This window comes from Nocardiopsis xinjiangensis YIM 90004, from assembly GCF_000341145.1.
GTDB classification, from domain to species: Bacteria; Actinomycetota; Actinomycetes; order Streptosporangiales; family Streptosporangiaceae; genus Nocardiopsis; species Nocardiopsis xinjiangensis.
Genome location: NZ_ANBE01000049.1, coordinates 36,512 through 59,636, shown reverse-complemented (window position 1 = coordinate 59,636; position 23,125 = coordinate 36,512). Strand labels below are relative to the sequence as shown.

Sequence of the window (23,125 nt, the reverse complement as noted above, 5' to 3'; positions counted from 1 at the left end):
TCCACCCCGCTTCATATTCACTCGAGCAATTTCTGCTCACCGAAGCCCGTTGCGCATCCAGAAAACGCCCGAACCATGACAATTACGGTGTAGCCAGTGATCGGACGCCTGCCCATCCTCGACCTGTTCCCGACCAACGAACTGGGCCCGGTGAAAGCAGTTCCCGGAGAACGTTTCACCGTGAGTGCCACCGTCATACGCGAGGGCCACGACTCCCTCTCCGCGGGCGTGGCGCTGTACTCACCCGAGGGGCGGCGCAGTTCCCTCGTCCGCATGCACGAACACCACCCGGGAACCGACCGGTTCGAGGCCGAGATCAGCCTCCCGGCCGAGGGCCCGTGGTCCTTCGCGGTCGAGTCCTGGCACGACCCCTTCCTCACCTGGCGCCACAGCGCCGAGATCAAGGTTCCCCTCGGCCAGGACACCGAACCCGTCCTGGAGGAGGGGGCCCGTCTGCTCGCCCGAGCCGGGCGCCGTGTACCCCGCGACCCGGTCCTGAAGCGCGCTGCCCGGGCACTGCGCGACACCGGCCGCACACCCCGGGAGCGCCTCGCGGCCGGCCTCGACGACGACGTCGTCGCTGCGATGGAACGCTCGCCCCTGCGCGAACTCCTCACCCGCTCACGCAAGGTGCGCGTCGCCGTGCACCGCGAGCGTGCCCTGTTCGGTTCCTGGTACGAGTTCTTCCCCCGTTCCGAGGGCGCCCAGGTCGACACCGTCCCCGGCCAAGAGCTCTCGGGCACCTTCGCCACCGCCGCCAAACGCCTCCCCGCCGTCGCCGACATGGGCTTCGACGTGGTCTACCTGCCGCCGATCCACCCGGTCGGGGTCAGCAACCGCAAGGGCCCCGACAACGGCCTCACCGCGGGCCCCGGCGACCCCGGATCGGTGTGGGCGATCGGCTCGGAGGAAGGCGGCCACGACGCCGTCCACCCCGACCTGGGCACACTCACCGACTTCGACGCGTTCGTCGCCGAGGCCGGCGAACACGGCATGGAGATCGCCCTGGACCTGGCGTTGCAGTGCTCGCCCGACCACCCCTGGGTGGCCGAGCACCCCGAGTGGTTCGTCCAGCGCTCCGACGGTTCCATCGCCTACGCCGAGAACCCGCCCAAGAAGTACCAGGACATCTATCCACTGTGCTTCGACCGCGATTTCGAGGGCCTCTACACGGAGATCCTGCGTGTGGTCCGGCACTGGATGTCGCACGGGGTCCGCATCTTCCGCGTCGACAACCCCCACACCAAACCGGTCGCGTTCTGGGAGCGCCTGCTCGCCGACGTGGCCGCCACCGACCCCGACGTGCTGTTCCTGGCCGAGGCCTTCACCCGTCCCGCGATGATGCACGCCCTCGGCAAGGTCGGTTTCCACCAGTCCTACACCTACTTCACCTGGCGCAACGGCAAGGACGAGCTCACCGAGCACCTCACCGAGCTCAGCCGTGAGAGCGCGCACCACCTGCGCCCCAACCTGTTCACCAACACCCCCGACATCCTCAACGCCTACCTCCAGCACGGGGGCCGGCCCGCCTTCGAGGCCCGTGCCGTGATCGCCGCGCTGGCTTCCCCCACCTGGGGCATCTACTCGGGGTTCGAGCTGTGCGAGAACACCCCGGTGCGTCCCGGCAGCGAGGAGTACCTCGGCTCGGAGAAATACCAGTACCGCCCCCGGGACTGGGCCGCCGCCGAGGCCTCCGGGGAGACGATCGCGCCCCTGCTGACCACGCTCAACCGGCTCCGCCGTGAGCACCCGGCCCTCCGGGAGCTGCGCAACCTGCGTTTCCACCACGTGGACCACCCCGAGCTCATCTGCTTCTCCAAACACCGGCCCGGCAACGGGCTCGGAGACCCCGACGACGTCGTCATCGCCGTCGTCAACCTCGACCCGCACCACGCCCACGAGGCGACGGTGCATCTGGATCTGCCGTCCATCGGCCGCGCATGGGAGGAGGACATCGGGGTGACCGACGAGCTGACCGGCCGCACCTACACGTGGCGAGCGCACAACTACGTGCGTCTCGACCCGGCGGCCGGGCCCGCGCACGTGTTCACCACCAACGGCAGATGAGGCTCCCGGGGCGGCCCGACCGGCACCGGGCCCGCACCCGGAGGACGCCCGTTGATCCGACGTCGAACATTTTGGTGGGGAGCAGTAGATGAGCAAAGACGCGCCCGGACCCGGCGACCACGCCGAGCACGGTCCCCTGGCCCCGGCCACCGGGGCCGCCACCGGACCACTGATGTCCTCCGGCGGTTCCAGCGATCCCTACTGGTACAAACACGCCGTCTTCTACGAGGTGCTCGCCCGGGGGTTCTCCGACTCCAACGGCGACGGCACCGGAGACCTGGCCGGCCTGACCAGCAAGCTGGACTATCTCCAGTGGCTGGGGATCGACTGCGTCTGGCTGCTGCCGATGTACGAGTCACCGCTCAAGGACGGCGGTTACGACATCTCGGACTACTTCAAGATCCTCCCGGAGTTCGGTCGCACCTCCGATTTCGTGGAGCTGCTGGACGAGGCCCACCGCCGCGGCATCCGGGTCATCACCGACCTGGTCATGAACCACACCAGTGACCAGCACCCGTGGTTCCAGGCCTCCCGGGAGGACCCCGAGGGGCCCTACGGCGACTTCTACGTCTGGTCGGACACGCCCGACCGCTACGAAGAGGCCCGCATCATCTTCGTCGACACCGAGACCTCGAACTGGAGCTGGGACGAAGTACGCGGCCAGTACTACTGGCACCGCTTCTTCTCGCACCAGCCCGACCTGAACTACGAGAACCCGAAGGTCCAGGAGGCGATCCTGGAGGTCCTGCGTTACTGGCTGGACCTGGGCATCGACGGCTTCCGTCTGGACGCGGTGCCCTACCTGTACGAGCGCGAGGGCACCGACTGCGAGAACCTCAAGGAGACGCACGAGTTCCTCAAGCAGGTGCGCGCCGAGGTCGACCGCCTCTACCCGGACCGGGTGCTGCTGAGCGAGGCCAACCAGTGGCCCTCCGACGTCGTCGACTACTTCGGCGACCGCGAGAGCGGCGGCGACGAGTGCCACATGAACTTCCACTTCCCGCTGATGCCGCGGATGTTCATGGCGGTCCGCCAGGAACAGCGGTTCCCGATCTCGGAGATCCTCGCCCAGACCCCGCAGATCCCGGAGAACTGCCAGTGGGCGATCTTCCTGCGCAACCACGACGAGCTGACCCTGGAGATGGTCACCGACGAGGAACGCGACTACATGTACGCGGAATACGCCAAGGAACCCCGCATGCGCGCCAACGTGGGGATCCGCCGGCGCCTGGCCCCGCTGCTGGACAACGACCGCGACCAGATCGAGCTCTTCCACGCGCTGCTGCTGTCGCTGCCGGGCTCACCGGTGCTCTACTACGGCGACGAGATCGGCATGGGCGACAACATCTGGCTGGGCGACCGCGACGCGGTACGCACACCGATGCAGTGGAGCTCGGACCGCAACGCCGGTTTCTCCAAGAGCGACCCGGGCCGCCTGTACCTGCCGCTGGTCCTGGACCCGATCTACGGGTACCAGGCCGTCAACGTCGAGGCCCAGGTCGACAACCCGGGGTCGTTGTTGCACTGGACGCGGCGCATGATCCAGATCCGCAAACGCCACCCGGTCTTCGGTACGGGGGCCTACACCGAACTCGACGCCACCAACCCCAGCGTGCTGGCCTTCCTCCGCGAGGACGGCGACGACCGGATGCTCTGCGTGAACAACCTGTCCAAGTACCCGCAGCCCGTGGAGCTGGACCTGTCCCGGCACGCCGGGGTGAGCCCGATCGAGTGTGTGGGCGGGGCGCGTTTCCCCCGGATCGGCGAGCTGCCGTACCTGCTGACCCTGCCGGGCCACGGGTTCTACTGGTTCCAGCTCCCGCCTCTCGTCCCGGAGGAGAGCACACGGGACGAGGCCGGGGAGCTGCCCGGTTACGGCCTTCCCGCGGCCGGGGTCAGTGCACGCAGCACCCAGGGAAGCGGGGCGGTCTGACATGTGCGAGCTCGAAGAACTCCTGGCCGTCTGGCTGCCCCGGCAGCGGTGGTTCTCCGGCAAGGGGATCCCGCTCCGCCGGCTGCGCATCCTGAGCCGGCACCAGCTGCTGTCGGTGGGCCCCGAGGGGCCGGACCTCAACCTGCTGGTCCTGGAAGCGGGCCAACGCGGCACGACCTCGCGCTACCAGATCATGTTGGGCTCGCGTCCGCCGCGGACCCTGCCCGCCCACCTGGCCCGCACCGCCATCGGGGTGTGCCAGGTCTTCGGCGGCCGCGCGCAGGTCGTCTACGACGCCGCCCATGACGAGGAGCTCACCGGGCTGCTGCTGGAGCGTTTCGCCGACACGGAGTCGGCGGGCCGCTCCGAGGTCCGTTTCCGTACCCTGCCCGGAGCGCGGGTGCGCACCGGTGAACCGGGCAGGTTGCTGACCGGGGAGCAGTCCAACACCTCGCTGGTCTTCGGCCGCGACCACGTGCTCAAGACCTTCCGCCGGCTGTGGCCCGGCCCCAACCCGGACCTGGAACTGAACACGGCACTGTCGGGATCGCCCTACGTGGCCGAACCCTGCGGGTGGATCGAGGCCGATCTGCCGGGATCTCCCACCCCGACCACGCTCGCGATGCTGCAGACCTTCGTGCCCGAGGCGACCGACGGCTGGGTCCTGGCGACCGTGAACGTGCGGTCGCTGCTCGCGGGAGCGACCCAGGAGCGGGAGGCGGCCTTCGCGGAGGAAGCAGCGCTGTTGGGGCGCACCACCGCCGAGGTGCACCGGTCCTTGTCCCAGGCCCTGCCGACCGACGTGCTCTCGCTGGGCGAGATCTCCGACCTGGCCGAAGCCATGGTCGAACGCCTGGCGATGGCCACCGCGGAGGTCCCGGAACTGGCCGAGCACGCCCAGAGCGTGATGTCGGCCTACTCCGACTTCTCCCAGGTGGACGGGCCGCTGCCGACCCAGCGGGTGCACGGCGACTACCACCTGGGGCAGGTCATCCGCCCGGAGCGGGGATGGGTCCTGCTCGACTTCGAGGGTGAACCCACGATGCCGGTGCAGGACCGCCGGCGCCTGTCCAACCCGCTGCGGGACGTGGCCGGGATGTTGCGCTCCTTCGACTACGCGGCCGGGTACCTGCTCATCGACCATCCGGGCGAACCCGACCTGGAACAGTCGGCCCGCTCCTGGGCCCGGCACAACCGGGAGGCCTTCTGCCGCGGTTACGCCGACGGCGGCGGTATCGACCCGGAGAAACACCTGATCGCCCTGCGGGCCTTCGAGTTCGACAAGGCGGTCTACGAGGTGCTGTACGAGGCCCGGAACAGGCCCAACTGGCTACGGGTACCGCTGGACTCGATCGCCTCGGCGGTCGCGACCTCGGTGCCGGGCTGACAGCGGGGTGCGGTCACGGCGGCCGGGAGCGGCCCCGTGACCGCACCGTGTCTTCCCTCTCCCCACAGGACTCCCGCCCCCGATCACGAGCACTGTCCACGACCACGAACCACACACGGAGCCGTCTTGTCCCCGTCACACGAAGAACGACAGCCGAACGAGCACGCCGCGGCCTCCACGCCGAAGGCCGCCGCACCGGCGCCGCGCACGCGCCGTCCTGCCGGGCCCTCCCCCGAGCTCCTGTCCGAGATCGACCGTGTCGTCGACGGCCGCCACCACGACCCGCACTGCGTACTGGGTGCGCACACCGAGGGCCGCAGCACGGTCGTGCGGGCCCTGCGTCCGGGGGCGCTGGACGTGCACGCCGTCCTGGGTGACGGCTCACGGGTGGAACTCTCCCACCTGCACCGGGGCGTCTTCTCCGGCAAGGTGGCCAAGAAGGCGCTGGGGGCCCCGGCCGAGTACCGCGTGGCCGCCCGTTACGAGGAGGGCGGCGAGGAGCACCTGAGCGCCGAGCCCTACACCCTCGCCCCGACCCTGGGCGAGCTCGACCTGCACCTCATCGGCGAGGGCCGGCACGAGGAGCTGTGGAACGTCCTGGGCGCGCACCCGGAGACCCTCTCCACCCGCGCGGGCGAGGTCGAGGGCACCGGGTTCTCGGTGTGGGCGCCCGACGCGCGCGGGGTCCGTGTCATCGGCGACTTCAACTACTGGAACGGTGTCGGCCACCCGATGCGCAGCCTCGGTTCGAGCGGGGTGTGGGAGCTCTTCGTCCCGGGGCCGGGCGAGGGCGACCTGTACAAGTTCCAACTGCTGGGCGCGGACGGCCACTGGCACGACAAGGCCGACCCGATGGCGCGGGCCACCCAGATGCCGCCGGCGACGGCGTCGGTGATCACCTCCTCCGATTACGTGTGGGGCGACCAGGAGTGGATGTCCGCCCGCAAGGGCACGGAGCCGCACCGGGCGCCGATGAGCGTCTACGAGGTGCACCTGGGCTCGTGGCGGCCGGGGCTGGGTTACGAGGAGCTCGCCGAGCAGCTGGTGGAGTACGTGGCCGAGCACGGGTTCACGCACGTGGAGCTCCTGCCGGTGGCCGGGCACCCCTTCGACGGGTCGTGGGGTTACCAGGTCACCTCCTACTTCGCTCCCACACCGCGGTTCGGGACGCCGGACGGGTTCCGGCACCTGGTGGACGCGCTGCACCGGGCGGGGATCGGTGTACTGCTGGACTGGGTCCCCGCGCACTTTCCCAAGGACTCCTGGGCGCTGGCCCGGTTCGACGGGACCGCGCTGTACGAGCACCCGGACCCGCGCCGGGGCGAGCACCCCGATTGGGGCACGCTCATCTTCAACTACGGCCGGACCGAGGTGCGCAACTTCCTCATCGCCAACGCCCTGTACTGGTTGGAGGAGTTCCACATCGACGGTCTGCGGGTGGACGCGGTGGCGTCGATGATCTACCTCGACTACTCGCGCGACTCCGGACAGTGGGAGCCCAACGCCTTCGGCGGCCGGGAGAACCTGGAGGCGATCGAGTTCCTCAAGGAGCTCAACTCGGCCGTGTACCGGCGCAACCCGAGCGCGGTGATGATCGCGGAGGAGTCCACCGCCTACACGGGGGTGACCACGCCGGTCGACCTCGGCGGGCTCGGGTTCGGACTCAAGTGGAACATGGGGTGGATGCACGACTCCCTGGAGTACGTGAAGAAGGAACCCGTCCACCGCAAGTACCACCACAACGACATCACCTTCGCGATGATGTACGCCTACAGCGAGAACTACGTGCTGCCGCTGTCGCACGACGAGGTGGTGCACGGCAAGCAGTCCCTGCTCAACAAGATGCCCGGGGACGAGTGGCAGCGGGTGGCGAACGTGCGGGCGCTGCTGGGCTTCATGTGGTCGCACCCGGGCAAGCAGCTGCTGTTCATGGGCGGGGAGATCGCCCAGGGCGAGGAGTGGTCGCACGAGGAGGGTGTGCCGTGGTGGCTGCTGCAGTTCGACCACCACGCGGGGGCCCAGCGCCTGGTCAAGGAGCTCAACGACGCCTATCGTCCGCGTGAGGCGCTGTGGTCGCTGGACACCGATCCGGCCGGGTTCACCTGGCTGGACGGGGGCGACCACGAGGGCAACACACTCTCCTACCTGAGGTCGGGGCAGGAGGGTTCCGTGCTGGCCTGCGCGGTGAACTTCTCTCCGGTACCGCGGCAGGACTGGCGCATCGGGCTGCCGCGCGCGGGACGGTGGAACACGGTCCTCAACACCGACGACACCCGTTTCGGCGGATCGGGCCACCCGGCGCCGACGGCGGTGGAGGCCGAGGAGACGGGGTGGCACGGGCAGCCGTGCTCGGCGCCGGTCACGCTGCCGCCGCTGTCCGCGGTCTGGTTCGAGCCACAGAACTGAACCTGCCGGTGAAGGGCCTCGGGTATCCCCCGGGGCCCTTCGGCGTGCGCAGTGGCCAGTGGCGTTGCGCACCGGAGCTCCTGCACGTGTCGCGGGGAGTGCGCCCGGGTCACTACCCTACGGAGGTTCGTGTCCCCGATCGTCCGGTTCCAGTAAGGTCCATGACTGCGCCCCGCCACCCCGCTGCCCCGCCCTCCCCTGCCCCGAATGAGGCCCGACCACGGCTGGAAGGGGTGGACCTGGCCCGCTGGGCGGCGATCGCGGGCATGCTGATCGTGCACTTCAGCGTCCCGTTCGTCCCCGATGACACGGTGACGGCCTGGTTGACCCACCAGGCGGCCTGGGGGCGTTCGACGATCCTGTTCACGTTCCTGGCCGGGGTGTCGCTGGCGCTCATCTCCGGGACACGTGAACCGCACCGCGGCAGCCAGGGGCACGTGACCGCGGGCCGGGTGGCGGTGCGCGGCGTGGTGCTGATGCTCATCGGGTGGACGCTCACCTCGATCGTGGCCCCCACCGAGGCCGCGCTGACGGTCATCATCACCTACTACGGCCTGTACTTCCTGCTGGCGGTGCCGTTCCTGCGGCTGAACGCGAAATGGAGCGCGGCCGCCGCAGTCACCGCCGTGATCGTGGGGCCGCAGCTGCTGTACGCGTTGCGGCGCTCCAACGACGTGGGCGGGCGGTTCTTCGAGATCACCCAGGCATGGAACCAGTCCTCACCGGGGCACATCTTCCTGGAGCAGGGACTGCTGGACCTGGCGGTCTACGGGCTCTACCCGGCGTTGAGCTACGTGGCGGTCGTGCTGGCCGGCCTGGCCGTGGGGCGTCTGGACCTGCGTTCGCACACGGTCCGACTGGGGATCGCCGCTCTGGGGCTGCTGCTGAACTCGGTCGCCTACCGCGCCTCCTGGCACGCCTGGGAGAGCTACCGGCTCGTCGAAGAGCTGGGGCCGCGTGAGGAGTACCAGGGGCCGTTGCCCACCGAGGACGCCCGGTGGCTGCTCTCCAGCGTCTCGCACACCGCCACGACCCCCGAGATCGTGGGCGGTACCGGGCTGGCCATGGCGGTGCTCGTGGCGTGCCTGTACCTGGCCGACCACCTGCCGCGGCTGCTGAGGCCGTTCATCGCGACGGGAACGTTGGCGCTGACCGTGTACGTGGCACACGGCCTGGCCATGGTCTGGCAGGCGAACCTGGACCACACCGCGGGTGGGCTGTCACGTTGGTTGAACGAGTCCATGCCGGAGGTCTTCGTCGTCGGGTCGATCGTGTTCGGTCTGGCCTGGCACAAGATCGTGGGACGCGGGCCCCTGGAGGCGCTGGTGTCCACGGTGAGCAGGGCCGTGGTGCCGGGCACGCGGCCGTCACGGGGGACCGGGGCCGACACGTAGGCCACCCCTCGTCCGGCCCGTGCCCCCCTTCCACCGGTGCCCCGAGCGTGTTTGGGTGTCCTCCTGCACACGAGTGAGGGGAAGGGCATGGCCGATCAGAGTACGGGCCTGCTGAGGGTCCTCGGGCGCGGAGACGTCCTCGCACTGTCCTTCGGGGCGATGATCGGCTTCGGCTGGATCGTCCTGACCGGTGAGTTCATCGACGCGGCCGGTCCCGGCGGCGCAGCGCTCGCCTTCGTCATCGGCGGCGCCATCATGGCCTTCGTCGGCCTCATCTACTCCGAGCTCGTCTCCGCGTTGCCGTACGCCGGAGGCGAGCACCACTACGCGTTGCGGGCGATCGGGCCCAAGGGGGCACTCGTGGCCTCCTGGGCGATGGTCCTCGGGTACGTGTCCGTGGTGGCCTTCGAGGCGGTCGCGGTACCCGAGACCCTCGTTTACCTGTTCCCCGACATGGGCGCGGGCCACCTGTGGACCATCGCCGAGTACGACGTGCAGGCGAGCCTGGTCGCGGTCGGTGTCGTCACCGCCGTGTCCATGGCGGCCGTCAACTACGTGGGTATCCGCCCCGCCAGTGTCCTCCAGATCGTCGCCGTGCTGTTCCTGCTCGGGATCGGGGCGATGATGGTCACCGGCTCCTTCGTCGGCGGCTCCGCGGAGAACATGGAACCGCTCTTCACCGGCGGCGCCTCCGGGCTCTTCGTCGTGCTGGTGGCGGTGCCGTTCCTGTTCGTGGGCTTCGACGTGATCCCGCAGTCGGCCTCGGAGATCAAGGTTCCCTACCGCCTCGCGGGCGGGCTGCTCGTGGTCTCGGTGTTCTGCGCGACCGCCTGGTACGTGATGGTCATGCTCACCGCCGGGGCCGGCCTGTCCCCCGCGGAGCTGCTCGACTCCGAGCTGGCCTCCGCCGACTCCGTGGCCGCCGTGTGGGACAGCCGCACGATGGGCAACCTGCTCGTCCTCGGCGGGATCGCAGGGCTGCTCACCAGCTGGAACGCCTTCCTCATCGGGGGCAGCCGGCTGCTGTTCGCGATGGGGCGTTCCGGGATGGTGCCGGCCTGGTTCGGCCGCCTGCATCCGCGCTACCGCACTCCCTCCAACGCGATCCTGTTCATCGGTGTGCTGTCGGTGCTCGCGCCGCTCTTCGGCGATCCGATGCTGGTCTGGTTGAGCAACGCCGGGGCGTTCAACATCGTCATCGCCTACCTGTCGGTCATCGCCTGTTTCCTCGTGCTGCGCCGCCGGGAGCCGGGCATGGAGCGCCCCTTCCGGGTACCTGCGGGCACCCCGGCCGGTATCGTCGCGTTCGTACTGGCCTTCGGCCTGTTCCTGCTCTACCTGCCGGGCATGCCCGCCGCCCTCTCCTGGCCCGAGGAGTGGCCGATGGTGCTCGTGTGGTGGATCGCGGGTCTGTTCCTGATCCTGCGCCTGCCCCGTGTACGCGCGGGCGCCGGCGCCGAGGACCGCCTCCTCCAGGCCCTGCGTGCCCGTCGGAGCTCCCCACGCCCCTGACCCGGACCGCGGTGGCCGGTGCACCGGCCACCGCGGTGTCAGCCGCGGTCGGCGTGCCAGCGGCGCAGACGCGTGAGCGCCTCGTCCAGGACCTCGTCACGCTTGCAGAAGGCGAAGCGCAGCAGGTGCGCGCCCTCCTCCTCGTGGTCGTAGAAGGCCGAGGCGGGCACCGCAGCCACACCGGCCTCACGGGGCAGGGCCCGGGCGAGTTCCTCGCCGTCGGAGAAGCCCAGGGGCCGGATGTCGGCCATGAGGAAATAGGTGCCCTCGCAAGGCCGTACGTCGAAACCGGTCTCCGTCAGGCCCTCGGCGAGACGGTCACGCTTCTGCTGCAGCGCGTCGCGTTGCGCGAAGATCCACTTCTCCTCGGCCTCGAGCGCGTCGGCGATCGCCAACTGCAGTGCCCCGTTGGCCGAGAAGGTGAGGAACTGGTTGACCGTGCGCGCGGCCCGCACCAGCGGTTCGGGGCCCATGACCCATCCGGTCTTCCAGCCCGTCACCGCGAGGGTCTTGCCCACGGACGAGATCGACAGGGTGCGTTCGGCCATGCCCGGCAGGGTCGCCAACGGCACGTGCGGCAGACCGTCGAAGGTCAGGAACTCATACACCTCGTCGGTGACCGCGACGAGGTCGTGCTCACGGCAGACCTTCGCGATCTCCGCCAACTCCTCGGCGTCGAAGACCGCGCCGGTCGGGTTGTGGGGCGTGTTCACGATCATCACCCGGGTACGCGGCCCCACGGCGGCACGCAGTTCGTCGGGGTCGAACGTGAAGCGCCCCGTGGTGCTGTCGGGGCGCAGCGGCACCGTCCTGCGCACTCCCCCGGCCAGACTGATCAGGGCCGCGTAGGAGTCGTACATCGGCTCGAAGACGAGGACCTCGTCGCCGCGCTCCACCAGGGACAGCAGGGAGGCCGCCAGAGCGCCGGTCGCCCCGACGGTGACGTAGACCTGCGTCTCCGGGTCGAGTTCGATGCCGTGGCGGCGGGACCGGTAGCGGGCCACGGCCTCGCGCAGCTCCGGTCGCCCCGACCCGGGCGGGTACTGGTTCACTCCCTCGAGCACGTAGCGGTTCGCACCCTCCAACAGAGAGCGGGGCCCGTCGGTGTCGGGAAAGCCCTGCCCGAGGTTGACCGACTCGGTCTCGTTGGCCAGGCGCGTCATCTCGGCGAAGATCGTCTCGCCGTAGGAGCGCATTCTCTCGATCAGCGGTTCACTCACATCACGAGCGTATCGACAGCACGACGGGGACCGACACTCCTGGTCGGCCCCCGCTTCACTCCTCCGTTGCCGGATCCGGGCGTTCAGAGCAGCAGGCTCAGCACCACCCACACCACGGGGCCGGCGATGAGCAACGAGTCCATACGGTCCATGAGGCCGCCGTGGCCCGGCATGAACCGGCCCATGTCCTTGATGCCGAGGTCGCGCTTGAGCAGCGACTCGATGAGGTCGCCGACGGTCGCGGCCAGCACCACGGCAAGGCCCAGGACCACACCGACCCACCAGTCGCCGTCCAGCATCTCCGTCACGCACAGGGCACCGGCGATCGCGCAGCCCAGTACCGAACCGCCGAAACCCTCCCATGTCTTGTTGGGGCTGATCACCGGGGCCATCTTGTGGCTGCCCAGCAGGATTCCGGCGAAATATCCCCCGATGTCACTGGAGATCGTCACCACGATGAAGGTGACCAACCAGAACTGCCCGTCGCCGGGGTGGGCGATGAGCAACTGCCAGGTCGCCAACAGGAACGGCAGGTACACCACGGTGAACATGTTCGCGGCGGAGTCGGCGGCGAACCCGTCCGCGCCCCCGCGCAACCGCCACGACAGGGCGACCAGAGCGGTCAACGCGGTCGCACCCAGCAGTACCGGGGGCCCTCCGAAGTAGGCGGCGGACTGCATCGCCACACCGCCCAGGGCCAACGGCACCACGGCCAGGTGCACGTCCTTGCGCGCGAAGGCCCGGTTGAGCTCGCGCAGCCCCAGCAGCACCGCGATCGAGGTGATGATCGTGAACAGCTGCGGCCAGGGAAAGATGGAGAAGAAGACGAGCACGCCGAGCACGACGCCGCTCGCGATGGCCACCGGGAGGTTGCGGCCGGTGCGCACCGGATCGCCCCCCGGCTTGTGCAGCACGAAACGCTGCCCGTCGGCCTGGTCGGAATCGGTCGGCGATTCCTCGTCGGGTCTGTGCTCCGGCGAGTGATCGCCACCTCCGGAGCCGCGGGAAGGTGTCGTCACTGTCTAGACCTCGAGGAGTTCCGATTCCTTGAGCTTGAGCAGTTCGTCGATGCTGCCGACGTACTTCTGCGCCAGCTCTTCCAGCTCGGCCTGCGCACGATGGGCCTCGTCCTCACCGACCTCGCCGGCCTTGACCGCCTTCTCGAAGCTGTCCTTGGCACGGCGGCGCACGTTGCGGATCGAGACACGGGCGTCCTCGGACTTGGTGCGCGCGAGCTTCACGTACTCCTTGCGGCGCTCCTCGGACAGCTCCGGGAAGACCACGCGGATGACCTGACCGTCGTCGGAGGGGTTCACCCCCAGGTCGCTGTTGCGGATCGCGTTGACGATGTTGGTCCGCGCGCTCACGTCGAACGGCGAGATGACCATCATGCGCGGTTCGGGAACCGAGAACGAGGCCAGCTGGTTGATCGGCGTGGTCGTACCGTAGTAGTCGACGGTGATCTTGTTGAAGGTCGCCGGGTTGGGACGGCCCGTGCGGATGGCCGCGAAGTCCTCTTTCGCGACCCCGACGGCCTTCTCCATCTTCTCTTCGGCCTCGAGGAGGGTTTCTTCGGTCATTGTGGCGCTCCCGGAACTACTTGGTGTTCGTGGCTATGTGGCCCGGCGGTCCGGCGTCAGGACCCGGACGGGCCGACGATGGTGCCGATCTTCTCACCGCGTACCGCACGCAGGATGTTGCCCTGGCTCATCAGGTCGAACACCACGATGGGCAGTCCGTTGTCCATGCACAGGCTGACCGCGGTCGCGTCCATGACCTTCAGTCCGCGGGTGAGGACCTCGTTGTAGTTGAGCTTGTCGAACTTGACCGCGTCGGGGTTGCGCTGCGGGTCGGAGTCGTAGACCCCGTCGACCTGGGTGCCCTTGAGCACTGCCTGGGCACCGATCTCCAGCGCACGCTGAGCGGCCGTGGTGTCGGTGGAGAAGAACGGCGCGCCCAGACCGGCACCGAAGATGACCACACGGCCCTTCTCCAGGTGTCGGGCGGCGCGGCGCGGGATGTAGGCCTCGGCGACCTGGCTCATGTGGATCGCGGTCTGCACGCGCGTGTCCACACCCAGGCGCTCCAGGAAGTCCTGCAGTGCCAGGCAGTTGATGACGGTGCCGAGCATGCCCATGTAGTCGGCCCGGCCGCGCTCCATACCGCCCTCGGTGAGCTCCGCGCCGCGGAACATGTTGCCGCCGCCGACGACCACCGAGACCTGCATACCCTCGGAGACCGCTTCGGCGATGGACTCGGCAACGTACTGCACGATCTCGGGGTCGATACCCAGACCGCCACCGCCCGCGAACGCCTCCCCGGAAAGCTTGAGCATGACCCGTTTCCAACCGGAGTCGTGCATGGCGGGTTCGGTGTTCGTCTCTTCCATCACGGCCTGAGGCCTCCCTGTTCGTCCCCGAGCGGCACGGGTCCCCCGAGTTCATCTGTCACGGCCGGCCCCGCCTGCGGCGCCGTAAACCGCCCTGATCCACCAAAGGTGCCGGGGAGATCTCTCCCCGGCACCCCCATCATCTCAATACCCCTAGGCCTGGCCGACCTTGAAGCGGGCGAAGCGCTTGACGTTCACGCCGGCCTCGTCGACGACGTTCTGCACCGTCTTCTTGTTCTCCTTGACGGAGGGCTGGCCCAGCAGGGTGATCTCCTTGAAGAAACCGTTGAGGCGGCCCTCGACGATCTTCGGGATGGCCTGCTCCGGCTTGCCTTCCTCACGGGTGGTCTGCTCGGCGATACCGCGCTCGCGCTCGACCACGTCAGCGGGGACCTCGTCCTTGCTGACGTACCGGGGAGCCATCGCGGCGATCTGCTGGGCGAGGTCCTTGCCGATCTGCTCGTCCGCCTTGTCCAGCTCGACCAGGACACCCATGGTCGGGGGCAGGTCCGGGTCGGACTTGTGCAGGTAGGTGGCGATGTAGGCGCCCTCGAACTTGGCGATGTTGCTGAGCTGCAGCTTCTCACCGATGACGGCGCTCTTGCCCTCGATGTAGGCCTGCAGGCTCTTGCCGGACTCGATCTCGGCGTCCATGACCGTGGCGAGGTCGTCGCTGTCCTGGGCGGAGACGAAGCCGGCGACCTCGTCGGCCAGAGCGATGAACTGCTCGTTCTTGGCGACGAAGTCGGTCTCGCAGTTGAGCTCGACCAGCGTGGCCTTGCTGTCGCTCTCCTGCTTGAGCACGACGGTGCCCTGGGCGGCAGTGCGCTCAGCACGCTTGCCGACGTCCTTGGCACCCTTGACGCGCAGGGCCTCGACGGCCTGGTCGAAGTCGCCGTCGGCCTCGGTCAGGGCCTTCTTGCAGGCCATCATGCCCGCACCGGTCATGTCGCGCAGCTTCTTGACGTCCGCGGCGCTGAAGTTCGCCATTGTCGGAGTTTCCCTCGGAAGTGAAAGTCTGTGGTGGACGGGGCGGTGCACCAGCCCCAGGGGGCCGCCCCGCCCGGTGGGGCGGGGCGGCGGCGAAAACGTTCGGCTGCTCGCCCGGACTAGGCCTCGGAGGCCTTCTCCGCGGCGTCGCCCTCCGGCGCCTGCTCAGGGGCGTCCACGGGGGAGTCGACGGCCTCGGGCTCGGCCGGAGCCTCGGCGGCGACCTCGTCGGCCGGAGCGACCGTCGGGGTCTCCTCCGGAGCGGCCTCGGCGGCTTCCTCCTTCGGAGCGGCCTCCTTGCCCTCCAGGAGCTCGCGCTCCCACTCGGCCAGCGGCTCCTCGTCGGCCTTCTGCTCGCTCGCGCCCTCGGCGGAGGCACCGGAGCGGACCATCAGACCGTCGGCGACGGAGTCGGCGACCACGCGGGTCAGCAGGCTGACGCTGCGGATGGCGTCGTCGTTGCCCGGGATCGGGTAGTCGACCTCGTCCGGGTCGCAGTTGGTGTCCAGGATGGCCACGACCGGGATGTTGAGCTTGCGAGCCTCGCTGATCGCGATGTGCTCCTTCTTGGTGTCCACGATCCACACGGCGCTGGGCACGCGGGCCATGTCGCGGATACCACCGAGGGTGCGCTCGAGCTTGTCCTTCTCACGGCGGAGGTTGAGCAGCTCCTTCTTGGTGAGCGTGGAGCCGGCGACGTCGTCGAAGTCGATCTCCTCCAGCTCCTTCAGGCGCTGCAGCCGCTTGTGGACGGTGGAGAAGTTCGTGAGCATGCCGCCCAGCCAACGCTGGTTGACGTAGGGCATGCCGACACGGCGGGCCTGCTCGTCGATGGCCTCCTGCGCCTGCTTCTTGGTTCCGACGAACAGGATGGTGCCGCCGTGGGCAACCGTCTGCTTGACGAACTCGTAGGCGCGGTCGATGTAGGACAGCGACTTCTGGAGGTCGATGATGTAGATGCCGTTGCGCTCGGTGAAGATGAAGCGCTTCATCTTCGGGTTCCAACGGCGGGTCTGGTGCCCGAAGTGGACGCCGCTCTCCAGGAGCTGGCGGATCGTCACGACTGTGGCCATGACCTGTCCTTCCTGCGGTGGCGGGGTACTGCCCCGCCTTCGGTTGTGCCTGACGCCCCGGCCGTGCCGCCACCCGCTCTCGCGGTGTGGACCGTAGGTCCGGCCCCTCCCCCGTGGGGAGGCTCGTGGACGTGCGTGATGTGGTTGGCCTCAAGGGCCACAGATGATTCTATCCTCCGTCGGGAACACCCAGGACCCATCCGTGGCCGTCCACAGATTCGGGCTCCCTCTGGTGGACCACCACCTTCCGACGGACCCTTGACGCATGGGCCCACTCACCCGCTGGCTACTGACCTTCTCGCTCCTGCTGTTCCCCTTTTTCCCGATCCGAACCGCCGCCGCGGAGCCCCCGTGGCAATGGCCCCTGGATCCCCGCCCCCACGTGCTGCGGGGCTTCGATCCGCCGGAACGGAGGTGGCACGCGGGCCATCTGGGCGCTGACCTGGCGGCTGAGGTGGGACAACCCGTGCTGGCGTCCGCGGACGGGGTGGTGCACTTCGCCGGGACGGTCGCCGGTGTGCCGGTCGTCTCAGTGGCACACGGCGACCTGCGCACCACCTACCTGCCGGTGCGCGCCTCGACGGCGCGGGGTGACCCGGTGCTCGCCGGCGACGAGCTGGGGACCCTGCCCGCGGAGCCGGCGCACTGCGCCTCCCGGCCGTGTCTGCACTTCGGGCTGTTGCGGGGAGCGGCGTACCTGGACCCGCTCGGTCCACTGGGGCACGGCCCGGTGCGGTTGCTGCCCCTGCCGGGATCCTGGCGGAGCGGGCCGGTGGAGAGGGAGGCAGAGGTCGAGCCTACGGACAGCGACCGCGGCGCCCACGTACGGACCTCCGGCACTCGGCCCGGGGGCACGGATGCCACACTCCACGGGCGGACCCTCCCGACGCGCGCGACGCGGGCGGGCAGGTGAGCAACCGGCCCCCTGGGGACAGGGAGCGGTGACCGCCACACACGGGTCCCGACCACATCCTCATCCAGCGACAACGGAACAGAGAAGCATGTCCGACAACAAGCACCCCGTCGACCGGTACTTCGACGAGCGACCGAACTTCGGCTACTGGGCCGGCACGGTGATCGGCGCCGTGCTCACCCTGGTGGGCTGCGCTGTCGTCTTCCAGCTACTGACGACCCCCACGGAACACATGCCCAATTCAGAAGCTTCCACTTATTGCTTGCCGGTCACCCAATGGAGGGAGGTTCCAGAGCATCACGATGTCAGCTACGACCGTGAAAACTCCCTCACCAGAGAACATTGCAGCCGGAAACGCGAGAACACCATCGCCACGGCAATCTTCGTTGCGGTCCCCACGAGCATGGTCGGTTCCCTCACCGGCGCCGCGATCCTCTTCCGCCGACGCCTCACACCCCACCAGCAGAGCTCAGACCAGAACGGCCAAGTAAGCGAATAAGCTACTCCAGCTCCGAACCAGAGCAGCCCCCTCCGCCTCGCCTCATTGCAAAGGCAGAGCATGTCCGCTTCCGGCCATGACCGGCTCCATACTGAGCCGTTTTCATCCTGAAGGTGCAGGTCACAGCCTCGTACCGGCTCCGCGAAACCACCCCTGACAGCAAGAAACCCCTGGTAAGCGGGTTAACGACCAAGAAAACCAGCCCGACCAGGGGTCCCGATGCTGTTCTACCGCGCCTGCCTGCCGTTGTCACGCCGCACCCTGAACCTGGCCGCCCGTACCATCGCCGCCCACCGCAAGGCCACCGGCACACGCTGGAGGCGCCTGGACCCCGCCCAGCAGGCCCTGCTCGTACTGGTCCATCTGCACAAGGGCGAGCCCTTCACCACCCTGGCCGCCGGCTTCGGGGTTTCCACGACCACCGCCTGGCGCTACGTCCGCGAGGCCGTGCGCCTACTCGCCGGCCTTGCCCCCTCGCTCGAGGCGGCGCTGCGCCGGGCTCGCCGTAAAGGCTGGACCTTGGTGATTGTGGACGGAACCCTTATCGCCTGCGACCGCGTGGCCGCCGACCGGCCGTTCTACTCGGGAAAGCACAAGCGCCACGGCATGAACATCCAGGTCGTGGCCGCTCCTGACGGCGAGCTGCTGTGGGTCTCGGGGTGTCTGCTTGGTTCGGTGCACGATGTCAGAGCGGCCCGGGTCTTCAATATCGCCGAGCGGATCGCGGCCGCGGGTCTGTTCGGCCTGGGCGACAAGGGCTATGTCGGCTTGTCGCCGGTGGTGATCTGTCCGTTCAAGGGGCGGGGCAAGCCGGAGTGGCAGAAGGAGGCCAACCGGGTCCACGCGCGGCTTCGCGGGCCCGGCGAGCGGGCAAACTCCCAGCTCAAGAGCTGGGACATTCTGAAGCAGCTGCGTTGTTGCCCCTACCGGGCCGGTGAGATCGCACGGGCGGTGCTGGTCCTACAGAGCCGCAAATCACGATGAAAAGGCCTCACTGTTTGACCTGCTGAAATTTCCACCCGCCCTTACCCCACAGGGAGCCCACCCCCAAACGATCCGTTATCATACGAAATACGCGATGCTCGCGCCACAATAACTCACCAGGAAGGCGAGTTTCACTTGTCAGGACATGAGGCGGGGGCCAATGTTGCCGATGCGTACGGAGCCGGCCAAGATGCTGAGTCCTACGCAGCAGGCTTCTCAGGCCTAGGACTGGATTTTGATGACGCCCTCCAAGGGGCCAAAACTGCCTGCCAAAATGACCCAGAGGTCACCGGCTGGTCCCAGTATGGAGATGACCAAGCTGAAGCCATCTCGAGCGTTGAGAGACACGGAATTTCGATTGGCGAAAACGTCCAAGGCAGCGCCTCCGAAATTTCACGCACGGACGAAGAGGCCTCCGAGATCATCGGAGAGAGCGAAGCCAACCTCCCTCGGGACTTGAACTTCTAAAACAATAAGGAAATCTCATGGAATTCAACCCCAAGACCTGCGAAGTCGACACTGGAAAGCTCGACAGTGTCGCAGAAGACCTCCTAGGCATGGTCTCCAGAATCAGCGGTAAAACTGGTGACATGGAGGCTCATTTCAATAATTCAGCAAAAGAGTTTTCTGACCTCATTGCAGAGGATATATACTCCGTTGCCGATGAGAATATTGGCGCATGGGGGGACGCCCTCACTGCATGCTTCCATGTTTTCGGTGTAGTCAAAAAATGGAGCCAAGAAGTAGGAAGATACCGTGACAACATTGATGCCCTACAAGAGGAATGGGATGAAGCTGTACAAAACAATTTTGGATTCATGGATCCCGATGACGTGGGAATCGCAAAAGCAATGCGAGTCAGGGCCGAGAGCCTCCAAACTCGCGCTGATAAATATTGGGAAACCCTCGAAGGGCAATCTGAAGACAACACGGATAGCCTCGAAGGTGGGCCGACCATCGGAAACCTTCGTGAACTGGTGGATGCTGGCATTCTAGGTTTTGCATTCTATAATGCAACCCGAAAGATTATGTATTACCCGAGCACCGCAGGGAACGGAGAGGACCACGCCGAGGACCTGCAACCGTATCTGGATGGCGAAAAAGAGCCCGATGCCGATTACTACCATCTCTTGGCTCAGCTGGCGGCAATCAATGGAATGGCATTGGATGGCCAGCGGAACGGAGATAAACTCCGCCCTGACCAAATCGAATACCTAGAGCAATTTTACGGCACACTCGACGAGAACGGAAGTGTTGTTGATCTTCCTTCGACCCTTGATGGGAACGAAAACTTCGAAGGTGACGATCTTTCCGAACTTCAGGAAGCTCTTGGCGGCGGCCTTCTAGCCCTATCCGACGGAGGCCTCGGAGGGGGATACGAGTATCTTCCGGAAGACGTTCAGAACGTCGCCGAAGGACCGAATGGCTGGAACGGAGGCGGCGCTAGGCCTGGTGACACAGGAAACGATCAAGAGGAGCGTAGTCATGAGTCTTGGGTTGACGCTGCAAGCAGCCTTGGTGATCTTCTTCAGGCTGCTCCCTCACTCGAAGGGCACCCCATGCAAGGAGGAGAGGCTTTCTCCGCACATATGACGGTTAGTATCTCCGAAGCTATGGATATCGATTACCCTGACGAAAACTTCACTCCCACAGAAGAACTCCAACCGCTACTTGATATCAGTACTCGCAATCCAGAAGGTAGCGCTGTGCTACTCACCGGCGAGACCACCAACGGGAATGAATACTCTCACCCCGGATACGGAAATGTCGACCTAGGCGATGTATTGGGGAACCTCTACCAGCAGGACTGGGAGGATGACGGGGCAACAGTTTCCCAGATCACCGGATGGATTCCCGAATATGCCAACAGTGAGGACCCTGACATGGTCCATCTCGCTGGCAACTCGAGCGCAGGCCTCATCGAAGCAATTGCTGCCGATAATGAACTTTACCTTGATCTCATTGGCATTGAGTTCGAAGAAGGTTCTGACAACGACAATCCCGCTCACAATATTGACCAAACCAAGACTTCATTTACTGAGAATAACCCAGCACTGGCAGAGAATTTCTTCGAAATCTTCCACACATACATTGATGACTTCGGCGGAGAAGTAGACCCAGGAACTCATAACTACAACACCGAGGAAGAGCACCTCAATCTCGACCCTGAATCTCGGGCTCGTTTCATGCAGTACATTGCGGGCGACCACGATTCAGCAGTCAATATGGCTGCTGCTGTCGATGCTCAGAAGCTCGACAATCTCAGCTTGGGTGGTTCTGATCCTAACTCACCAGAAGTTTCGGGGTCTCACAACGGTACCCTACAGGGCCTTCTAGACACAGCTTTTCAGAACGAGGCCATGAACCGCACGGCCAACGCTGATGAAGCAGAAATTGAAAACACCGAGAGGCGAAAAGAAGCCGCCACCATGGTGAGTGATATGGCGCTTGCAGCAGCGAAGGCTCCTGCGGGCGCCAACCCAGTCACTTCTCTCGGGGCTGACATGCTGGAAATGATCATCAAGGAAGACATTCAGAACGAGATCGATGATGACATTAAGGAAGATCTCGGTGATTTCGCGGAAGCCAGAGGTAGCACCAACACTTCCGAAGGCGAAGCCAGAAGGGATGCATCCCTTTTCATTATCAAACAGCTCACTGAAGGAGAAGACTCCGACCTCAGCATTAGTGGCATCAGTGAAAACGAGGAACAATCCAATGCCCTTGTCGGGGAGGGTGATGACGAGCGGGTGGCGAGCGGAATTCACGAAGTCTACTCAAGAGACAGGAGCGACCTCGACGCAGGGATACGAGGAATACTCGAGGACCAACGAATTCCTTCCGGGCCGGATGAGGAGATGGCAGCGGATGAGTTCCTGAGATACTATGACCGGAACCATGGTGAGCAGTACGATGATATCGTCGATAATTTGAGAGTTGATAAGCCTGAGGACATCGCCGAGCTGGCAGGCCGAAGTGTGTGACCTCGTATATGAGGTCAAGACAGATATTTTTGCTTTGCATCTCCTGAATCATCGCTTCGCGCGGCAGACCCGAAGTAGCAGCGAAGAGGATCAGGCCCGGGGATGAGCCTGTTGGTAGGTCGCACGCAGGCGGTCCACCGACACGTGCGTGTACACCTGCGTACTGCGGGGACTGGCGTGTCCCAGGAACTCCTGCACCGTCCGCAGATCCGCTCCCCCGTTGAGCAGGTGCGTGGCCGCGCTGTGCCGCAGGTCGTGCGGGGCACCGTCCACGCCGGCCGCCCGCAGGTGGGCGTGCACGTCCTCGCGTGCCTGGCGCACTCCCAGCCGTCCGCCGCGCACACCGAGGAAGAGGGCGCTCCCGGAAGCGCGGGTGAGCAGGTCCGTGCGCGCCCCCGTCAACCAGTCCTCGAGGGCATCGAGGGCAGGTGCGCCGACCGGCACGCTGCGTTCCTTGTCCCCCTTGCCGATGACCCGCACGGTCTCACGGGCACGGTCGAGGTCGGCCACGTCCAGCGCACACAGCTCCGCGACCCGGATCCCGGTGGCGTAGAGGAGCTCCACGACCGCGCGGCGGCGTACCGGGACGGGCCCCTCCTCGGTCTCTTCGGTGTGGGAGAGGGCGTCGGCGGCCTGGCGCTCGTCGAGCACCGTCGGTAGCGCGCGCTGTTGGGCAGGTATCGACAGCCGGGGCCCGGGGTCCGAGGGCAGGGTCCCTTCGCGGTACAGGAACCGGGTGAAGGCGCGCACGGCAGCGACCCGGCGGGCCAGCGTCGAGCGGCTCGCGCCCGACTCCCGCGCGCGGGAGAGCCAGGCCCGGACGAGGGGGACGTCGAGCTCGTCCGGTTCCTGGCCGGTCTCCTCCAGGTGGGCGAGCAACGCGCGCAGGTCGGCCAGGTAGCCGCGGATGGTGTGCGGGGACCGCCCCAGCTCGTGCGTGAGGTGGGTGCGGAACCGGTCGAGTACGGTCACCGCTCCCCCACGCTCGCGATGCCCTCGACCTCCACCAGGTAACGGGGGTCGACGAGCCCGCTGACCTCCACCAGGGTCCCGGCGGGCCGGTGGCCCTCCGGCAGGCACCCCAGCAGCGCCGAGCGGAACTCGTCGAGGTCGGTCACGTGGCGCAGGTAGTAGGTGAGTTTGACCAGGTCGTCGAGGGTCGCCCCGTGCTCGGCGAGAAGTCGTTCCATGTTGGCGAAGATCTGCCGGGTCTGGCCCGCGACGTCGCCGGGCACCTCGCCGTCGGGCGACATGGGGAGTTGACCGGAGAGGAAGAGCAGCGGCCCAGGGGCCACCAAGGCGTCACTGTACGGTTTGGCCATGGCCGCAACGTACCCGCGCACGGGGCGGCTCTACCCCGCTCGACGGCCACGG

The 23,125-nt window shown here is 66.9% G+C and carries 18 protein-coding genes; 10 read left to right on the top strand and 8 right to left on the bottom strand.

Annotation, left to right across the window (positions count from 1 at the left end; genetic code table 11):
- The first annotated feature begins 96 nt into the window (after positions 1-96).
- The 6 genes from D473_RS0121180 to D473_RS0121155 all read left to right on the top strand — a co-directional run bounded on the left by D473_RS0121180 (position 97) and on the right by D473_RS0121155 (position 10,699).
- The gene (locus D473_RS0121180; RefSeq protein ID WP_017611043.1) at positions 97-2,067 is read left to right on the top strand and encodes an alpha-1,4-glucan--maltose-1-phosphate maltosyltransferase; all 1,971 of its coding nucleotides are present in this window, start codon (positions 97-99) and stop codon (positions 2,065-2,067) included.
- An 88-nt stretch (positions 2,068-2,155) separates the two neighbouring features.
- Positions 2,156-4,000, top strand: coding sequence for a maltose alpha-D-glucosyltransferase (gene treS / locus D473_RS0121175; RefSeq protein ID WP_017611042.1), 1,845 nt, complete (start codon positions 2,156-2,158; stop codon positions 3,998-4,000).
- Position 4,001: 1 nt separating this feature from the next.
- Positions 4,002-5,387 carry a maltokinase N-terminal cap-like domain-containing protein gene (locus D473_RS0121170; RefSeq protein WP_017611041.1) on the top strand — a complete coding sequence of 462 codons (1,386 nt, stop codon included), beginning with the start codon at positions 4,002-4,004 and terminating at the stop codon, positions 5,385-5,387.
- Positions 5,388-5,513: 126 nt separating this feature from the next.
- Complete coding sequence (gene glgB / locus D473_RS0121165) at positions 5,514-7,793, top strand: 1,4-alpha-glucan branching protein GlgB (protein ID WP_017611040.1); 2,280 nt, start codon at positions 5,514-5,516, stop codon at positions 7,791-7,793.
- A 161-nt stretch (positions 7,794-7,954) separates the two neighbouring features.
- Entirely contained in the window at positions 7,955-9,187 is a 1,233-nt protein-coding gene (locus tag D473_RS0121160; RefSeq protein ID WP_241474846.1) for a heparan-alpha-glucosaminide N-acetyltransferase domain-containing protein, read from the top strand.
- Between the two features lie 87 nt (positions 9,188-9,274).
- Positions 9,275-10,699, top strand: a complete 1,425-nt coding sequence (locus D473_RS0121155) for an APC family permease (RefSeq protein WP_026127170.1) — start codon at positions 9,275-9,277, stop codon at positions 10,697-10,699.
- A gap of 38 nt (positions 10,700-10,737) precedes the next feature.
- Here the strand turns inward: D473_RS0121155 and D473_RS0121150 are convergent, their stop codons facing one another.
- From D473_RS0121150 to rpsB, 6 genes are all read right to left on the bottom strand, one after another.
- Positions 10,738-11,919 (bottom strand): pyridoxal phosphate-dependent aminotransferase, encoded by a 1,182-nt coding sequence (locus tag D473_RS0121150; RefSeq protein WP_026127169.1) that lies wholly within the window; start codon positions 11,917-11,919, stop codon positions 10,738-10,740.
- Between the two features lie 83 nt (positions 11,920-12,002).
- Positions 12,003-12,938, bottom strand: a complete 936-nt coding sequence (locus D473_RS0121145; RefSeq protein WP_017611036.1) for a phosphatidate cytidylyltransferase — start codon at positions 12,936-12,938, stop codon at positions 12,003-12,005.
- Between the two features lie 3 nt (positions 12,939-12,941).
- Positions 12,942-13,499: a ribosome recycling factor gene (frr, locus tag D473_RS0121140; protein ID WP_017611035.1), complete on the bottom strand. Its 558-nt coding sequence runs from the start codon at positions 13,497-13,499 to the stop codon at positions 12,942-12,944.
- A 56-nt stretch (positions 13,500-13,555) separates the two neighbouring features.
- The gene (gene pyrH, locus D473_RS0121135; RefSeq protein ID WP_017611034.1) at positions 13,556-14,308 is read right to left on the bottom strand and encodes a UMP kinase; all 753 of its coding nucleotides are present in this window, start codon (positions 14,306-14,308) and stop codon (positions 13,556-13,558) included.
- A gap of 153 nt (positions 14,309-14,461) precedes the next feature.
- Positions 14,462-15,298: a translation elongation factor Ts gene (gene tsf, locus D473_RS0121130; RefSeq protein ID WP_017611033.1), complete on the bottom strand. Its 837-nt coding sequence runs from the start codon at positions 15,296-15,298 to the stop codon at positions 14,462-14,464.
- A 119-nt stretch (positions 15,299-15,417) separates the two neighbouring features.
- Positions 15,418-16,371, bottom strand: a complete 954-nt coding sequence (gene rpsB, locus D473_RS0121125; protein ID WP_017611032.1) for a 30S ribosomal protein S2 — start codon at positions 16,369-16,371, stop codon at positions 15,418-15,420.
- A gap of 265 nt (positions 16,372-16,636) precedes the next feature.
- Between rpsB and D473_RS25185 the strand changes: the two genes are divergently transcribed.
- From D473_RS25185 to D473_RS27335, 4 genes are all read left to right on the top strand, one after another.
- Positions 16,637-17,284: a M23 family metallopeptidase gene (locus D473_RS25185; protein ID WP_017611031.1), complete on the top strand. Its 648-nt coding sequence runs from the start codon at positions 16,637-16,639 to the stop codon at positions 17,282-17,284.
- Positions 17,285-17,372: 88 nt separating this feature from the next.
- Positions 17,373-17,783, top strand: a complete 411-nt coding sequence (locus D473_RS0121115; protein WP_017611030.1) for a hypothetical protein — start codon at positions 17,373-17,375, stop codon at positions 17,781-17,783.
- A gap of 219 nt (positions 17,784-18,002) precedes the next feature.
- Positions 18,003-18,767: an IS5/IS1182 family transposase gene (locus tag D473_RS0121110; protein WP_017611029.1), complete on the top strand. Its 765-nt coding sequence runs from the start codon at positions 18,003-18,005 to the stop codon at positions 18,765-18,767.
- A gap of 485 nt (positions 18,768-19,252) precedes the next feature.
- Positions 19,253-21,751 carry a TPR repeat region-containing protein gene (locus D473_RS27335; RefSeq protein ID WP_152436893.1) on the top strand — a complete coding sequence of 833 codons (2,499 nt, stop codon included), beginning with the start codon at positions 19,253-19,255 and terminating at the stop codon, positions 21,749-21,751.
- A gap of 90 nt (positions 21,752-21,841) precedes the next feature.
- Here the strand turns inward: D473_RS27335 and D473_RS0121090 are convergent, their stop codons facing one another.
- Complete coding sequence (locus D473_RS0121090) at positions 21,842-22,723, bottom strand: tyrosine recombinase XerC (RefSeq protein ID WP_017611025.1); 882 nt, start codon at positions 22,721-22,723, stop codon at positions 21,842-21,844.
- Positions 22,720-23,073 carry a RidA family protein gene (locus D473_RS0121085; protein WP_017611024.1) on the bottom strand — a complete coding sequence of 118 codons (354 nt, stop codon included), beginning with the start codon at positions 23,071-23,073 and terminating at the stop codon, positions 22,720-22,722. Before D473_RS0121085 ends, D473_RS0121090 begins: the two co-directional genes overlap by 4 nt.
- Positions 23,074-23,125 lie beyond the last annotated feature (52 nt).

Coding starts and splice junctions, on each gene's coding strand:
- treS (WP_017611042.1), top strand. CDS start 2,156: ATGAGCAAAGACGCGCCCGGACCCGGCGACCACGCCGAGCACGGTCCC.
- D473_RS0121170 (WP_017611041.1), top strand. CDS start 4,002: ATGTGCGAGCTCGAAGAACTCCTGGCCGTCTGGCTGCCCCGGCAGCGG.
- D473_RS0121160 (WP_241474846.1), top strand. CDS start 7,955: ATGACTGCGCCCCGCCACCCCGCTGCCCCGCCCTCCCCTGCCCCGAAT.
- D473_RS0121155 (WP_026127170.1), top strand. CDS start 9,275: ATGGCCGATCAGAGTACGGGCCTGCTGAGGGTCCTCGGGCGCGGAGAC.
- frr (WP_017611035.1), bottom strand. CDS start 13,499: ATGACCGAAGAAACCCTCCTCGAGGCCGAAGAGAAGATGGAGAAGGCC.
- pyrH (WP_017611034.1), bottom strand. CDS start 14,308: ATGGAAGAGACGAACACCGAACCCGCCATGCACGACTCCGGTTGGAAA.
- tsf (WP_017611033.1), bottom strand. CDS start 15,298: ATGGCGAACTTCAGCGCCGCGGACGTCAAGAAGCTGCGCGACATGACC.
- rpsB (WP_017611032.1), bottom strand. CDS start 16,371: ATGGCCACAGTCGTGACGATCCGCCAGCTCCTGGAGAGCGGCGTCCAC.
- D473_RS25185 (WP_017611031.1), top strand. CDS start 16,637: ATGGGCCCACTCACCCGCTGGCTACTGACCTTCTCGCTCCTGCTGTTC.
- D473_RS0121115 (WP_017611030.1), top strand. CDS start 17,373: ATGTCCGACAACAAGCACCCCGTCGACCGGTACTTCGACGAGCGACCG.
- D473_RS0121110 (WP_017611029.1), top strand. CDS start 18,003: ATGCTGTTCTACCGCGCCTGCCTGCCGTTGTCACGCCGCACCCTGAAC.
- D473_RS27335 (WP_152436893.1), top strand. CDS start 19,253: ATGGAATTCAACCCCAAGACCTGCGAAGTCGACACTGGAAAGCTCGAC.
- D473_RS0121085 (WP_017611024.1), bottom strand. CDS start 23,073: ATGGCCAAACCGTACAGTGACGCCTTGGTGGCCCCTGGGCCGCTGCTC.